Origin of the sequence: Salinispora vitiensis (assembly GCF_000378825.1) — a bacterium.
Classification (GTDB): Bacteria; Actinomycetota; Actinomycetes; order Mycobacteriales; family Micromonosporaceae; genus Micromonospora; species Micromonospora vitiensis.
The window spans coordinates 23,429-37,866 of sequence record NZ_KB900388.1 but is presented as its reverse complement, the minus strand read 5'-3'; the positions used below and the strand labels follow the sequence as shown (position 1 = coordinate 37,866).

The following is a 14,438-nucleotide window of genomic DNA, read 5'->3' as shown; positions in this document are numbered from 1 at the left end:
CTGCGCTCTTCCGAAAATCACCTTAGCAACCAACCCACCCTCCGCAATGAGACGATCTCAAAGGGAGAGTGGGCGTTGATCGAGGTAAACACACGTAACGCCGATAACAGGCGGGGCCGGAACCGCGATCGCCCCAGCGATTCACGGACCTAACAGAGCTCTAGTGCTCGACGGCCGGCGCCGGGTCCGTCAGGGCGCGGACGTCCCACATCCACACGTCCAGTTCACGCGTGCCCGGGCCGACCAGTTGCTCGACGGTCAACCGCAGCGGCTCCGCGTGGTGCTGGTCGACCGGTAGGACCAGGATCGCGGCCCGCCAGTGCCGCAGGTCGTCCAGGGCCCGCCGCTGCTGCCGGTCGTCGAGTTGCAGCGTACGTCCGGTGCTGACGACCTCGCTGAGTAGCTCCCCGAGCCCGCTGGGGCGGCCACCGAACCGACCTGGGTCGCCGGTGTTGGCGTTGCGCGGCGCCAGGAAGTAGCCACCGGGAATCTTGAAGTCGAGGTTGGCGGCGGCGGCCCAACGCATGCCGTGGGTGTTACCCATGCTCGGCACCGGAATGGGCACCAGCGTCTGGTCCGCCGCGACGTAGCCGCGCCACCGGTCGGCGGTGATGAACTCTGGCACCGGCGGTCGGGAGGTCACCGCCAGCGGCATGGGCGCGATCGGCAACAACGCCAGCGCCAGCCCGGCGGCGGTGCGCAGCCGCAGGGTACGGCGGGGCAGCGGCAGCTTCCGGGACCGGTCCACCGCGAGCGTCAGCAACAGCCCGACGGTGACAGTGGTAATCAGCCCGAACCGGGTCGGCACCACCGCGTCCAGCAGCGGCAGCCGGACCAGCCACTCCCACGGCCCGACCCCGATCTCCTGGTCCCACCACGAGATCCGCTCGCCGAGGGAGAGCACCGCGAAGAAGATCCCGGTCGCCGCGAGGGCCCGCACGACCACCTCGTGGCGCAGCCACAGGACGATGCCGACGGCGATCAGGGACAGGCTCCAGCCGAAGAAGGCGTTCTCCTCCGAGTAGTTCGGGGCGAGGCCGGTGTTGGCCGCGTCATCCCCACCCAGGGTGGGAGAGCCCGGGGCGACGAACGCGGCGATGTCGTTGCCGTAGTCCCGGACCGCGTCACTCAGCCCGTGGTACGCCATCGGCCCGGCGAACTGCACGTAGAGCGGGTACGCCAGCAGCGCGCCCGCCACCGCCGTACAGGTGGCGAGGGCCTTCGCCAGGGGCCGCCACGCCGCCCACCACAGCCGGGGCCGCTGCACCAGCACGGCGGCGAGAAAGACCCCGCACGCCATCGCGGTGAAGAGCAGGATCTCCTCGTTGATGAACGCCTGCACGGTCACCAGCAGGGCGAGCAGCAGGCCGTCGCGGTACGGACGCTGGGACCGGGTGATGGCGAGCACCCGCCACACGATGAACGGCAGCAGGAACTGACTGATGATGTTGGGGTGCCAGTTGGCGTGCGACAGCATCGCCGGGGAGAACCCGCAGAACCATCCGCCGACGGCCGCCGCCAGTCGACTGCGAACGAGGTGCCGGCGGAGCACCACGTACCAGGCGGTCGCGGTGCCGGCGAGCCCGAGGGTGACCAACAGCACAAAGGTCACCGCCGGGCCGAAGAGGAGCGTCACCGGCACCATCGGGATGCCCAGCGCGAGGATGGCCGTGTTGGCCATCAGGTTGACCCCGTCGGGGTAGTTGAACTGTTCGGTGAAGAACGGGAACTCCCCGTGGAGCACCACCCGCACCGAGTGCGCCAGGAAAAACTGCACCTGCGCCGGGTCACTGCTGTAGAGCGCGGCCACCCGGCCGGCCGGGTTGATCCAGAGTTGGCTGGTCACCCAGAACGCCGCGAGCAGAAACCCGCCGACCACCACCAGATGCTGCCGTCGAGCCGTCAACGACGGCAGCCGAAGCCGACGACGACCCGGGGCCGCAGCCGGTGGGTCGGGCTTCGGCTTCCGGCCCCCCGCCGCGGCACCGTTCAGGGGGAACACACCCGCGCTGTTGAGATCGACCGGCTCCGACGGAGTCACGGCGGCGGGGTCGGCGCGGGTGTCAGCAGACGTCACAGTCGGCGGAGTCTACCCGAACGGAATTTACCGGAAAGCCAGCACACGATCCCTTGTGGGCGGTTCCGGACGGCACCATGCCATCTCGTACCATAGCGGTTCGCACGACCGGCTGGGGTAAACGGAGGAGCTAAAGGTGCTTGCAGCCCGCCGGACCGGCAGGACGACCGCCGCCGCGCTGGCCCTGATGGCGTCCCTGGCCGGCTGCGGGGTCGTCACCGACCGGGCACCGGCTGACCTGGCGGTGGGGCATGACAGCCAGGACGGCTCGCTCATCGTCTGGCCGGCCCGCGGTTCCCTCGCCACCGAGGCCGCGACGACGACGGCGGTGACCGAGGCGGTCCGCGCCTGGCGGTCACCGCTCGACGACCGGGCGCACCTACCCACCTCCGGCATTCTCTGGGTTGGTGAGGTCGACGGCGCGCCGCTCGCCCTGGTCGCCGCGGATGTTCCCGGTACGGGTTCCTCCTGGCTACTCCAGGTCGCCGGGGAGGCCGGGCGCCACACCGTCACCCACGCCGTCGAGCACACCGACCCCGGCTACCTCATCTACTCCGATGTCCTCCCGGTGCACACCGACGCGGGTCGCCGCTACCTGGTCTCCGCCCGGGTCACCGACCTGACCGGCCCGGATGGCGAGGCGGTGACCATCGAGGGGGGCCTGAGCACCCCCGTGGCGGTGCCGGCCTGCTCCGCGGTCCCGGTCACCGCCACGCTGCGCGCCACCGAATCGCTGCCGCAGGGGCGCGCCACCGATCGTTTCCTCGACCTCGGCACCGGCCTGGACGCGCCGCGCGACCCGCTGGTACGCGACGAGTCCGGCTCCGGGCAGCAGGCCCTGGCCGGGTTGGACACCTGCGCGCTCGCCGGCGACGAGGGACCGTTCGGCAGCATCCAACGCCAATTCGGGAGCCAAAAGTCGGCGAATTCGGTGCCGGCCTCCTGGCCGATGTCGGGGCTGAGCATCCGGACGGTCGGCGAGGGCACGCTCGGTGCCGGCCCGCCCGGTGAGGTGCAGCAGCTCACCTGGGAGGCGGCCGGCGACGAGATGACGGCGATGCTGTACCGGCCGGCCACCGGCGGCGCAGCGCTGATGTCGGCCGCCGACCCGGCCGCGCCGCTGCAGGCGTACGTCCTGCCGGTGGCTGGGCAGCGGCTCGGCGTGTTGAGCTGGCAGCCGATGCCGGAGGACTCGCTGTCGGTCCCGGCCGGCACGTCCCGCCTCGTTGACCGCCCGGGCCTGACCGTCCTGCCCCTAGCGGACGAGAAGGTCACGGTGAGTCTGGCGACCACCGAGGAGACCCACTACCGCTCCCTGCCCGCTCCGCAGTAACGCTTCGGCGGCAACGTCCTTGGGGTAACGCCGGCGGCGGCGGTAGCCGCGATGCCGCGGTGGCGAGTGGGTGACGGCGGACAACCCGCCGTCACCCACCCGCACCCTCACTTCGGAGCGGGGGCCTCCCGCGGCGTGACGACCGGCTCCACCTGGTCGGTGACCAACTCCTTCTCGTTGCCGACGACGCCATTGTCGAGCCGGGAGATCCAGCCGGTGACGTCGCGGGCCACGTCCTGGGCGGTCAGGCCGAGGTCGGTGAGAATCTGGGCCCGGGTGCCGTGCGGGTGCCAGTCGACCGGTACACCCAGGTCCTTCACCGGCACCTCGACGTCGGCGTCCCGCATCGCCTGGGCGATGGCGTCGCCGACGCCGCCGGCCCGAACCCCGTCCTCCACGACGACCACGAGCCGATGCCCGGCGGCCAGCTCCACCAGTTCGGCCGGGACCGGCCGGACCCAGCGCGGGTCAACCACGGTCACGCCGTAACCCTGCTCGCCGACCCGGGCGGCGACCTCCATGCCGAGGCCGGCGAAGGAACCGACCGCGACCAGCAGCACGTCGGCGCGGGCCGACTCGGCGAGCACGTCCACCGGCCCGACCCGGCGCAGCGCCGGCAGGTCGGCGGCGACGGAACCGGTCGGAAAGCGGACGATGGTGGGAGCGTCGTCCACGGCGACCGCCTCGCGCAGCTCCTCGCGGAGGGTGGCGGCGTCCCGGGGGGCGGCGATCCGCAGGCCCGGCACCACCCCGAAGATGGACATGTCCCACATGCCGTAGTGGCTGGGCCCGTCGGGGCCGGTGATCCCGGCCCGGTCCAGCACGAAGGTCACCGGCAGCTTGTGCATCGCCACGTCCAGCAGGACCTGGTCGAATGCCCGGTTGAGGAAGGTCGCGTAGATCGCGACCACCGGGTGCATACCGCCCAGCGCCAGCCCCGCCGCCGAGGTGGCGGCGTGCTGCTCGGCGATGCCCACGTCGTAGGTGCGCTCCGGGTACTTCCGGGCCAGCTTGGCGATGCCGGTCGGCTCGGCCATCGCCGCGGTGACTCCCACCACGTCCGGCCGCTCATCGGCGATCGCCACCAGCTCCTCGGCGAAGACATGCGTCCACTTCACCGACGGCACCGCGGTGGCCTTGCCGGTCTCGGTGTCGAAGGCACCGGGGCTGTGGAAACAGTCCGCCTCGTCGTCCTCGGCCGGGCGGTAGCCGTAGCCCTTGCGGGTGACCGCGTGCACGATCACCGGGCCGCCGAAGGACTTCGCCGCGCGCAGCGCCCCCTCGACCGCTGCGATGTCGTGCCCGTCAACCGGGCCGACGTACTTGATGCCGAGATCCTCGAACATCGCCTGCGGCGCGACCGCGTCCTTGATGCCCCGCTTGACCGCGTGCAGCACCTCGTACATGGGCCGGCCGACCAGCGGGGTCGAGCCGAGCGCCTCCCGGACCGTGTCCAGCACCCGCTCGTAGCCGGGGTTCAGGCGCAGCGTCGAGAGGTGGTCGGCGAGCCCGCCGATCGTCGGCGAGTAGGAGCGGCCGTTGTCGTTGACCACGATCACCAGCGGGTTGCCGGCGGTCGCGATGTTGTTCAACGCCTCCCAGCACATCCCGCCGGTCAGCGCGCCGTCGCCGACCACGGCCGCCACCGCCCGCGGCTCGCCCCGCAGCGCGTACGCCTTAGCCAGCCCGTCGGCGTAGGAGAGGGCGGTGGAGGCGTGCGAGTTCTCGATCAGGTCGTGCTCGCTCTCGGCCTGACTCGGATAGCCGGCGAGCCCGCCGCGCTGGCGCAGCTTGTCGAAGCCACCCTGACGGCCGGTGAGAATCTTGTGTACGTAGGCCTGGTGGCCGACGTCGAACAGGATCGGGTCCCGGGGGGAGTCGAAGACCCGGTGCAACCCGAGGGTCAGCTCCACCACCCCCAGGTTGGGGCCGATGTGCCCGCCGGTCCGGGAGACCTTGGCCACCAGAAAGTCACGGATTTCGGCGGCGAGGATGTCCAGCTGCTCGGTGGACATCCGCTTGATGTCCTGCGGACCGCTGACGGCGGCCAGCAGCCCGGATTGGTTTGCCGGGTCCCGTTCAACACTCATGACCGGAGAGTCTATCGGCCGGGTGACAGCTTGCAGTCCGGTCGGGAGCACCCGGAGCGGTCCGCCGGACGCCGACAACGCTGAGCCGGTGGTCAGGGTTCGCTCCGCCACCGGTGCGGCCGGATCAGGGTTCGCTCCGCCGCTGGTGCCGCAGGGTCAGGCGTCGCTCGGCCGCTGGCGCGGCGAGGCGGGCGGCAGCAGCAGCCCCACCAGCTCCACGTGCTGGGTCATCGGAAAGAGGTCGAAGCCGCGCAGCGCGGCCAGCCGCCAACCCAACTCGGTGAAGCCGCGGACATCCCGGGCAAAGGCGGCCGGGTCGCAGGCCACGTACGCCACCGCGCGCGCTCCGGCGGCAGCCACCGCCCGCACCGCCCGGGCCCCGGCCCCGGAGCGGGGCGGATCGAGCACCACCAGGTCCACCGGCGCTACGCGGCGCCCCCGCTCCAACACCGGGGCGACCCGGCCCGAGACGATGCCGACCTGCGGCAGGTCCCGCAGGTTCTGCCGGGCGGCGGCGACGCCGGCCCCGGCGGCCTCGACGAGGGTGACCCGACCGGTGACACCGACCCGCTCCGCCAGCGCGGCCGCGAAGAGGCCGGCCCCGCCGTACAGGTCCCAGGCCGTCTCCCCCGGCTGCGGGTCGAGCTGCGCCAACACGGCGTTGACCAGGGTGTCCGCCGCCGCCGGGTGGACCTGCCAGAACGCCGACGGGGGCAGCGCCCACCGGCGGCCGACGGCCTCCTCGTGAACCCGTTCCGGCCCGCTCACCGGCCGCACCGTCCCGTCGGCGACCGCGGTCACGGTCACGTCCCCACCGGTCGAGGCGACCGACTCCACGGCGTCCGCGTCCGGCCACCGTACGGGTCCGAGCAGCGGCAGTTGTTGAATCGCCGGGTGGGCGATCCGGCACCGGTCGATCGGCACCACCTCGTACGAGCGGTGCTTGAGCAGGCCGGCCCGGCCGGCGCCGTCGACGGTGTAGCGCACCCGGGAACGCCAGCCCAGCGACCCACCGGGCAGCGCCTCGACCTGGATGCCCAGCGCGTCCAGCTCCCCGTCGGTCAGCCCGCCCAGTCGGGTGAGTTGCTCGCGGATCACCCCCGCCTTCCAGGTCAGCTGCGCCTCGGGGGACACGTGCTGCAGGTCGCAGCCGCCGCAACGGCCGGGCTTCGCGTACGGGCAGGGGGGCTCGACCCGCTCCGGCGCGGCCGTCAGCACCGTCACCGCGTCGGCCCGGACGAACCCGCGGTGCACCTCGGTGATTTCGGCCACCACCCGCTCGCCGGGCAGCGCGTGCCGGACGAAGACCACCTGGCCGGCGACCCGGGCGACGCAGTGCCCGCCCGGGGCCACCGCCCCGACGGTCAACTCGACCCGCTCGGCCTCGGCCAGCCCCTCGTCGCCGGTCACCGGCCACCTCCATCGGCCGGGTCCGGGCCACTCCCGGGCGGCGGAGCGGGGACCGTTGACGGGCCGGCTCCCGGCTCCGGGCCGCCCGGCGTCACCCGGGGACCGCGGGCCGGTCCGCGGCTGAGCGTCTCGTCCAGCCGGTCCAGATCTTTGCCCTCGGTCGAGGCGAGCTGCCACGGCACGCTGGTGACCATCACTCCCGGTTCGAAGAGCAGCCGACCCTTGAGCCGCAGCGCGCTCTGGTTGTGCAAGAGGTTCTCCCACCAGTGGCCGACCACGTACTCGGGGATGAAGACGGTGACCACGTCGCGGGGCGAGGACCGACGGACGCCGGCCACATAGTCGAGGATCGGTCGGGTGATCTCCCGATACGGCGAGTCGATCACGGTCAGTGCGACCGGCACGTCCCGCCGTTCCCACTCGGCCTGCAACCGGCGGGTGTCCTTGTCGTCGACGTTCACCGTCACCGCGGTCAGGCTGTCCGGCCGGGTGACCTGCGCGTAGGCGATCGCCCGCAGGGTCGGCTGGTGGACCTTGCTGACCAGTACGACCGCGTGGTTGCGGGCCGGTTTCACCGGCCGCCCCTCGTCGGGGATGAGTTCGACGGCGACCCGGTCGTAGTGCCGCCGGATCCCCAGCATCACCAGGTAGATCATGACCATCGCGGCGATGGCGATCCACGCGCCGAGCAGGAACTTCGTGACGACCACGATCACCAGTACGGTGGCGGTCATCGCCATCCCGAAGCTGTTGATCGCCCGCGAGCGGATCATCTGCCGGCGTACCTGCTGGTCGCGTTCGACCCGGAGGTAGCGGTTCCAGTGCCGGATCATGCCGGCCTGGGACAGGGTGAACGAGACGAAGACGCCGACGATGTAGAGCTGGATCAGCTTGGTCACCTCGGCCTGGAAACCGATGATCAGCACGATCGCGAAGCCGGCCAGGAAGAGGATGCCGTTGGAGAACGCGAGCCGGTCCCCCCGGGTGTGTAGCTGCCGGGGCAGGTAGCGGTCCTGGGCGAGGATCGACCCGAGCACCGGGAAGCCGGTGAACGCGGTGTTCGCGGCCAGGAAGAGGATCAGGGCGGTGACGCCGACGACCACGAACAGCAGCAGCGAGCCGGAGCCGAAGATGGTCTCGCCGAGCTGCGCGGTGACGGTCTTCTGCACGTACCCGTCGGGGCCGCCGACGATCTGCCGGGCCGGGTCCTCCACGAACTGTAGGCCGGTCAGCCGGGCCAGCCAGACGATGCCGACCAGCATGGTCACCGCCACCGCGCCGAGCATGAGCAGGGTGGTGGCCGCGTTGCGGCTCTTCGGCGCCCGGAAGGCGGGCACCCCGTTGGAGATCGTCTCGACGCCGGTGAGCGCAGCGCAGCCGGAGGAGAAGCTCCGGAGCAGCAGGAACGCCATCGCCCACCCGGTCGTTTCGCTCCACTCGGTGGCGATGACCAGATCCGCGCTGGGAGCACGCAGGTCGTGGCCGAGCAGCACCACCCGGACCAGCCCGGTCAGGATCATGCCGACGATAACGATCATGAAGCCGTACGTGGGGATGGCGAAGGTGGTGCCGGACTCCTTGATCCCCCGCAGGTTGACGGCGGCGAGCAGCACCACCGCGACGACGGCCACCGCCACCTTGTGGGTGGCCACGAAAGGGATCACCGCGCCCAGATTCGCCACCCCGGACGCGACCGAAACCGCGACGGTCAACACATAGTCGACCAGGAGGGCGCTGGCCACGCCGACACCGGCGCGGCACCCCAGGTTGACCGTGGCCACCTCGTAGTCGCCGCCGCCGGACGGGTAGGCGTACACGTTCTGCCGGTAGCTCGCCACGACGGCGAGCATCACCACGACCACCCCCAGGGCGATCCACGGCGAGAAGACGAACGCCGAGGCGCCGGCGAACGAGAGCATCAGCAGGATCTCGTCGGGGGCGTACGCCACGCTGGAGAGCGCGTCGGAGGCGAAAACGGGCAGGGCGATGCGCTTGGGCAGCAGGGTGTGCTGGAGTCGGTCGGACCGGAACGGTCGACCGACGAGCAGTCGCTTCACCAGCGAGGCGGGTCGGGCCACAACCGCCAAGCGTACGACCCTCGCCCACACCCACGCCCGGGTGGCCGGAGACCAGGGGGTGTTGGCACGGAGTACCGTCGGTCCGCGCCCGCCCCCGGGGACGTGACAGGCTCGTCCTACAGCCGCAACGGCTGGTGCGGGCGGATGTTGAGGAGGGGCACGGTGCATGTGGTGATCATGGGCTGTGGGCGGGTCGGAGCGACCCTCGCGCACGGTCTGGAGGCCCGCGGACACTCGGTGGCGGTCGTCGACCAGGATGCCGACGCCTTCCGCCGACTCGGCCCGGACTTCGCCGGCATCACGGTGACCGGCGCCGGCTTCGACGGGGAGGTACTCCGGCAGGCCGGCATCCACCGGGCGGACGCGTTCGCGGCCGTCTCCAGCGGCGACAACTCCAACATCATCTCCGCCCGGCTGGCGCGGGAGACCTTCGGGGTCACCCGCGTCGCGGCGCGCATCTACGACCCGCGACGGGCCCAGGTCTACGAGCGCCTCGGCATCCCGACGGTGGCCACCGTCCGGTGGACCGCCGACCGGATGCTGCGGCACCTGGTGCCGGACGGCAACGAGGCGTTGTTCCGGGACCCGACGAGCACCGTCTCGATCGTGGAGGTGCCGGTGCACAAGGACTGGGTCGGCCGGTCGGTGCTGGCGCTGGAGAAGACGACCGGCGCCCGGGTGGCGTACCTCACCCGGTTCGGGATCGGCACGTTGCCGACGCCGAGCACCGTCGTGCAGGAGGGGGACCAGATCTTCATGCTGGTCACCGACGACATCGTCAACGCGGTCACGTCAGCGGCGGCGCAGCCGCTGGAAGGGGGGCAGTGACATGCGGGTCGCCATCGCCGGCGCCGGGAACGTGGGCCGCTCCATCGCCCAGGAGCTGATCGAGAACGGCCACCAGGTGACGCTGATCGAGCGGCAGCCCACGATGCTCCGACCCGAACGGGTGCCGGACGCGGAGTGGGTGCTGGCCGACGCCTGTGAGCTGACCAACCTGGAGGAGGCCGAGCTGGCCAACCGCGACGTGGTGGTCGCCGCCACCGGGGACGACAAGGTCAACCTGGTGGTCTCACTGCTGGCCAAGACCGAGTTCGCGGTACCCCGGGTGGTCGCCCGGATCAACCGGGCCGAGAACGAGTGGCTCTTCACCGAGCAGTGGGGGGTGGACGTGGCGGTCAGCAAGCCGCGGGTGATGGCCGCTCTGGTGGAGGAGGCGGTGACCGTCGGCGACCTGGTCCGGCTGATGACCTTCCGGCAGGGGGAGGCGAACCTGGTCGAGATCACGCTGCCGACGAGCGCCCCGTACGTCGGTCATCCGCTGCGGGAGGTGCCACTCCCCCGCGACGCGGCGCTGGTGGCGATCCTGCGTGGCAAGCGGGTGCTGGTGCCCAGCCCGGACGACCCGATCGAGGCCGGCGACGAGCTGATCTTCGTCTGCACGGCGGAGGTGGAGGACTCCGTCCGGACGGTGGTGCTCGGCCCGGACAGCGTCGAACGGACCCGCAAGGCCTGCGGAGACCCGGGGCCGGCCGTTACTCGACCGGGGCCGGAGGCGTCTGGGGGGCGTACGGATGGTCCCGGGTTACCCGGCGCACCGTCCAGACCGTGATCAGCAGGAGCAGCACGTACGGCGGGTAGCCGAGCACGAGCCGGGCGATGCCGAGCGCGGTGTTCTGGTGGGCGAGGAAGAGCCCGCCCTGCACCCCCACCTTCGCCAGCCAGACCACCCCCCAGAGCACGGTCAGCCGGGTGAAGGTCCGCACCAGGATCGGGTCCTGACGCCAGTCGGAGGCGCCCTTAGCCACCAGGATCGACCAAATCCAGCCGACCAGGGGCTGCCGGATCGCCGCCGAGACCAGCAGCGCCACGCCGTAACCGATGCCGTAGAGGATGCCGGGCAGGTAGAAGTCCCGCTCGTCGCCGCTGCGCCAGGCGATCGCCGCGCCGATCGCGATCCCGAACAGCCCGTTCACCGCGTGCCGCACCGGCCGCCGCTGGGCCAGCCGCAGCACCGCGATCAACACCGCGACCGCCACCGCGGCGATCACCGCCGGGCGCAGCTCACCGATGATGTTGGCGACCACGAAGACGACCACCGGAATGCTGGACTCCAGCATTCCGCGCCAGCCCCCCAGCTGGTCGGCCATCTGCTCGGCGAGCGTCGGGAGCGGCTCCTCCCCTCCCGTGCCCGGCTGCGCCGTCGGGCGCTGTCCCGTCGTCACTTCGGCGGCTCCAACTCGTAGTACGGGTTGTAGATGACCTTACGGTCGCCTCGGACGGCGACCCGGCCCCGTGCGGTCAGGTGCCGGCCCGGTTCGATGCCGGCGATGTGCCGCCGGCCCAGCCACACCAGGGTCACCACGTCGCTGCCGTCGTACAGGTCCGCCTCCAACGTCGGCTGGTTGGTCCGCGGCGTGTAGACCACGGTGCGGAGCCGGCCGGAGACCGCGACCAGCTGGCCCCGGCAGCACTGGCGGGCCGGCATGCCGCCGTGTTCGGCGCTCTCCCGGAGCAGCTCCTGCGCCTCGATCTCCGCCTCGCTGGCGGTGAGCCGACGCAACACGCGCCGCAGCGAACCCCGTCGCTCGTCGGTCGACATGACCTCCGCGTCACCCTTTCCGGGCTGGGCCGACCGGGGCCGGCGGTGGGGCGGCCCACCGCACGCCGGGACCGCCCCGCCAGCGTACGCCGACGGAAGGGGTCCCAGCGGTCGGTGGAGCGCCGTCAGACCTGCGGGGTCGGCTTCGGCTCGGCGGCAGAGCCCGTGGCCGCCTGTTCCCCGGCCGTCTGTTCCGCGGCCTCTCGGGGCAGGCGCAGGGGCAGCGGCTCCCGCACCGGCCGGGCCTCCTGCCCCCGGTCAACGACGAGGCCCTCCAGACAGGCGGTCAGCGGGCCGGCCGCATCCGGCTCGGTCGCCGCCGCGCCCTGGTAGACGGCCCGGACCATCCAGCGCGGCCCGTCGATGCCGACGAACCGCAGGTCGGTACGGCCATCCTGGGTAGGGACCTGCGCCCGTAGCTCGACGCCGTACCCACCCGTGACCTCCTCGGTGGTGGCGCCGTCGTTGGACAGGGACCGGTGGATCTCCTCGCGCACCTCGTCCCAGATGCCCGCGCTACGCGGGGCGGCGAAGACCCCGAGCTGAAGCGCACTCTGCCCGTGCACGAGCACCACCTGCTGAACGGCGCCCTGCTGGTCAGCCTGCACCCGCACCTCGACCCCGCCGACCGCCGGAATCTGCAGGCTCCCCAGGTCGAGCCGCTGCACCCCGGAGGGCGCCTCGGTCACGTCGTAGGGGCCGGGGGCCGGCGCTGCCGAATTCGTCGCTTCGTGCGCGTCCTGGGCCTCGGGCCGCTCGTCGCGCGGGTGCCGTTCGGCACCGGCCCGCTTTCGGGAGAAGATCACTGCGTACACCCTCCGCTGTTCACGCTCTTCACGCCCACCCTGTCACTTTCCTTCGCTACCGGCGATGCGTCCGCTCCGGGTGTCACGACACCTCCGGCACCGGCTGCCGGCCGTCGGTCGGCACCGGGGCCGAACCCAGGCCGGCGTGGCCGCCGGTGGAGCCGTGCCCGCCAGCGCCCCGCTGGGACGCGGGCAGCTCCGCCGCCGGTTGGAACCGCGCCCGGGCCACCCGCTGCACGACCAGCTGTGCGATGCGGTCACCGCGCGCGATCCGAGCCACCGCCTCCCGATCATGGTTGATCAGGTTGACCAGGATCTCACCCCGGTAGCCGGCGTCGACCGTACCGGGCGCGTTGAGCACGGTCACGCCGAGCCGGGCCGCCAGACCCGAACGGGGGTGGACCAGGCCCACGTACCCCTCGGGCAACGCGATGGCTACCCCGGTCGGCACCAGGGCCCGGCCACCGGGGGGCAGCTCCACATCCGCGGCGGCCACCAGGTCCGCCCCCGCGTCGCCGGGATGGGCGTACGAGGGGAGCGGCAACCCCGGGTCGAGCTGCCGCACAGGCACGGGTACGACATCGGTCACGGTTCCCTCTTCCTCCGGTTCCTGAGTGACCTGCCCATCCTGCCCGGTACTCCCCGCGGCGCGCGCCGTACCCTTCATCTCGTGCGCGTCTCCTCGTCCCCGGCTGCCCGTTACGCCGAACGGCTCGATCTGCCGTGGTGGCTCTGGCTGGGCGGATTCGCCGCGGCCGGGCTACTCGCCACGGAAATCTGGATGGGCGCGTCGGGCATCCGGTCGTGGCTGCCGTTCGCGCTGCTGCTGCCGGCGTGCCTGGCGAGCCTGCTCTGGCTGGGCCGGATCCGGGTGGCGGTTGACGACGGCGAGTTGCGGGTGGACGACGCGCGGCTGCCGGCCCGGTTCGTCGCCGATGTCATCCCGTTGGATGCGGCCGGGCGACGCGAGGTGCTCGGTGTCGGCGCGGACCCGCTGGCGTTCGTGATCCAACGGCCGTGGATCCCCAGCGCCGTGCAGGTGGTGCTCGACGACCCAGCTGACCCGACCCCGTTCTGGGTGATCAGCACCCGGCGGCCGGTGCAGCTGGCGGAGGCGATCCTCGCCGCCCGAGACCCGGCCGACACCGGTCGGGACTGAGTCGACCCGCGCTCACGGCGGGTCAGGGGGTGCCCCAGCCCGGCGTCGGAGATCAGCGCGGAGGAGATCGGACATCGCGCGGGTGGCCCGTCGGTTGAGGTAGCTCGCGACAGCCGCGCCGGTGAGGAACGGGCCCAGCGTCGTGAGGTTGCGGCCGAAGCGTCTGACCAGCCGGTCCCGCAGCTCCCGGCGGGCCGCGGCGCTCAGCACCGCGCTCACTCCCACGCCGGGCCGCATCGGGTTGATCCCGCGCCGCCCGGACCAGGAGACGACGAGCGCCACCGCCCGCTGGGCGCCACCGGCGGGCAGCGGCACCCCGTACACCTCGTGTAGCTCCCCGACTAGCTTCAACTCAATCGCGACCACCGCGACCGTCTCGGCGGCCAGCAGCACCGGTGCCGTGAGCAGGCTCGGGGGCACCGTCCACTCGACAGCGGCGACGCCACCGCCGGCAGCGCCCACCCCGGCGCTCGCCCGGGCGGCGTTCCGGACCAGCCGATCGGCCAGCGCCTCACCGTCGAGGTCAGGGAAGTGCCGGCGGAGGGTGGCCCGGTCCCGGACCGGCACGTGCGGGGCGATCTCAGCGATGGTGTCGACCATCCAGCCGAGCGCCGCCCTCGGCCGGAGCAGGTCGCCGAGCCCGCGGGTCCGGGCCTGCCCAACCAGGTGACCGAGGAGTTGTCCCCGCCGAGCCGGCGGGACATCGTCGGCGGTCAGCTCCGCGACGGTGGCGCCGAGGCCGTCGCCGTCACCGACCGGTTCGCCAACAGTGCTGGCCCGCTCGGTGGGGTCCGGCTCGATGCTGTCCCGCTCGGTGGGGTCCCGCTCGGTCATGGCACCGGACCTCCCGCTGGGCTGGGCCGCGCTGACGGCTGGCCGGGAC

General features: G+C 72.4%; 13 protein-coding genes. 4 read left to right on the top strand and 9 right to left on the bottom strand.

The genetic code is table 11. The annotated features are described in order from the left end of the window. Nucleotides 1–160 precede the first annotated feature (160 nt). The gene (locus SALPAC2_RS0100160; protein WP_018214613.1) at nt 161–2,077 is read right to left on the bottom strand and encodes a hypothetical protein; all 1,917 of its coding nucleotides are present in this window, start codon (nt 2,075–2,077) and stop codon (nt 161–163) included. A gap of 136 nt (nt 2,078–2,213) precedes the next feature. Between SALPAC2_RS0100160 and SALPAC2_RS0100155 the strand changes: the two genes are divergently transcribed. Next, nucleotides 2,214–3,410 carry a hypothetical protein gene (locus SALPAC2_RS0100155; protein WP_018214612.1) on the top strand — a complete coding sequence of 399 codons (1,197 nt, stop codon included), beginning with the start codon at nt 2,214–2,216 and terminating at the stop codon, nt 3,408–3,410. A gap of 107 nt (nt 3,411–3,517) precedes the next feature. Here the strand turns inward: SALPAC2_RS0100155 and dxs are convergent, their stop codons facing one another. The 3 genes from dxs to SALPAC2_RS0100140 all read right to left on the bottom strand — a co-directional run bounded on the left by dxs (nt 3,518) and on the right by SALPAC2_RS0100140 (nt 8,988). After that, nucleotides 3,518–5,500 carry a 1-deoxy-D-xylulose-5-phosphate synthase gene (gene dxs, locus SALPAC2_RS0100150; RefSeq protein WP_026184247.1) on the bottom strand — a complete coding sequence of 661 codons (1,983 nt, stop codon included), beginning with the start codon at nt 5,498–5,500 and terminating at the stop codon, nt 3,518–3,520. A gap of 156 nt (nt 5,501–5,656) precedes the next feature. After that, the gene (locus tag SALPAC2_RS0100145; protein WP_018214610.1) at nt 5,657–6,910 is read right to left on the bottom strand and encodes a class I SAM-dependent RNA methyltransferase; all 1,254 of its coding nucleotides are present in this window, start codon (nt 6,908–6,910) and stop codon (nt 5,657–5,659) included. Next, nucleotides 6,907–8,988: an APC family permease gene (locus tag SALPAC2_RS0100140; RefSeq protein WP_018214609.1), complete on the bottom strand. Its 2,082-nt coding sequence runs from the start codon at nt 8,986–8,988 to the stop codon at nt 6,907–6,909. Before SALPAC2_RS0100140 ends, SALPAC2_RS0100145 begins: the two co-directional genes overlap by 4 nt. Before the next feature lie 162 nt (nt 8,989–9,150). Here SALPAC2_RS0100140 and SALPAC2_RS0100135 point away from each other — a divergent pair, with 162 nt between their 5' ends. Continuing rightward, entirely contained in the window at nt 9,151–9,816 is a 666-nt protein-coding gene (locus tag SALPAC2_RS0100135; protein WP_018214608.1) for a potassium channel family protein, read from the top strand. Between the two features lies 1 nt (nt 9,817). Next, the gene (locus SALPAC2_RS0100130) at nt 9,818–10,600 is read left to right on the top strand and encodes a potassium channel family protein (RefSeq protein WP_018214607.1); all 783 of its coding nucleotides are present in this window, start codon (nt 9,818–9,820) and stop codon (nt 10,598–10,600) included. On the opposite strand, the gene SALPAC2_RS0100125 is transcribed toward SALPAC2_RS0100130, so the two are convergent. The 4 genes from SALPAC2_RS0100125 to dut all read right to left on the bottom strand — a co-directional run bounded on the left by SALPAC2_RS0100125 (nt 10,524) and on the right by dut (nt 12,985). Further along, on the bottom strand, nt 10,524–11,213 hold the full coding sequence (locus SALPAC2_RS0100125) for a DUF3159 domain-containing protein (RefSeq protein ID WP_026184246.1): 690 nt from the start codon (nt 11,211–11,213) through the stop codon (nt 10,524–10,526). The two genes, SALPAC2_RS0100130 and SALPAC2_RS0100125, sit on opposite strands and share 77 nt — an antisense overlap. Then, on the bottom strand, nt 11,210–11,590 hold the full coding sequence (locus SALPAC2_RS0100120) for an OB-fold nucleic acid binding domain-containing protein (RefSeq protein WP_018214605.1): 381 nt from the start codon (nt 11,588–11,590) through the stop codon (nt 11,210–11,212). The genes SALPAC2_RS0100125 and SALPAC2_RS0100120 overlap by 4 nt, the downstream gene beginning before the upstream one ends. A gap of 125 nt (nt 11,591–11,715) precedes the next feature. Then, nucleotides 11,716–12,405 carry a DUF3710 domain-containing protein gene (locus SALPAC2_RS0100115; protein WP_033661744.1) on the bottom strand — a complete coding sequence of 230 codons (690 nt, stop codon included), beginning with the start codon at nt 12,403–12,405 and terminating at the stop codon, nt 11,716–11,718. 73 nt (nt 12,406–12,478) lie between these two features. After that, on the bottom strand, nt 12,479–12,985 hold the full coding sequence (gene dut, locus SALPAC2_RS0100110; protein WP_026184245.1) for a dUTP diphosphatase: 507 nt from the start codon (nt 12,983–12,985) through the stop codon (nt 12,479–12,481). A gap of 81 nt (nt 12,986–13,066) precedes the next feature. Between dut and SALPAC2_RS0100105 the strand changes: the two genes are divergently transcribed. Further along, complete coding sequence (locus SALPAC2_RS0100105) at nt 13,067–13,555, top strand: DUF3093 domain-containing protein (RefSeq protein ID WP_018214602.1); 489 nt, start codon at nt 13,067–13,069, stop codon at nt 13,553–13,555. A gap of 12 nt (nt 13,556–13,567) precedes the next feature. Here the strand turns inward: SALPAC2_RS0100105 and SALPAC2_RS0100100 are convergent, their stop codons facing one another. Beyond that, nucleotides 13,568–14,389 (bottom strand): hypothetical protein, encoded by an 822-nt coding sequence (locus tag SALPAC2_RS0100100; RefSeq protein WP_018214601.1) that lies wholly within the window; start codon nt 14,387–14,389, stop codon nt 13,568–13,570. Between the last annotated feature and the right edge of the window lie 49 nt (nt 14,390–14,438).

Bases quoted from the DNA above. Each gene is read 5' to 3' on its own strand.
- SALPAC2_RS0100130 (WP_018214607.1), top strand. From the start codon at position 9,818: ATGCGGGTCGCCATCGCCGGCGCCGGGAACGTGGGCCGCTCCATCGCC.
- dxs (WP_026184247.1), bottom strand. From the start codon at position 5,500: ATGAGTGTTGAACGGGACCCGGCAAACCAATCCGGGCTGCTGGCCGCC.
- SALPAC2_RS0100120 (WP_018214605.1), bottom strand. From the start codon at position 11,590: ATGTCGACCGACGAGCGACGGGGTTCGCTGCGGCGCGTGTTGCGTCGG.
- SALPAC2_RS0100100 (WP_018214601.1), bottom strand. From the start codon at position 14,389: ATGACCGAGCGGGACCCCACCGAGCGGGACAGCATCGAGCCGGACCCC.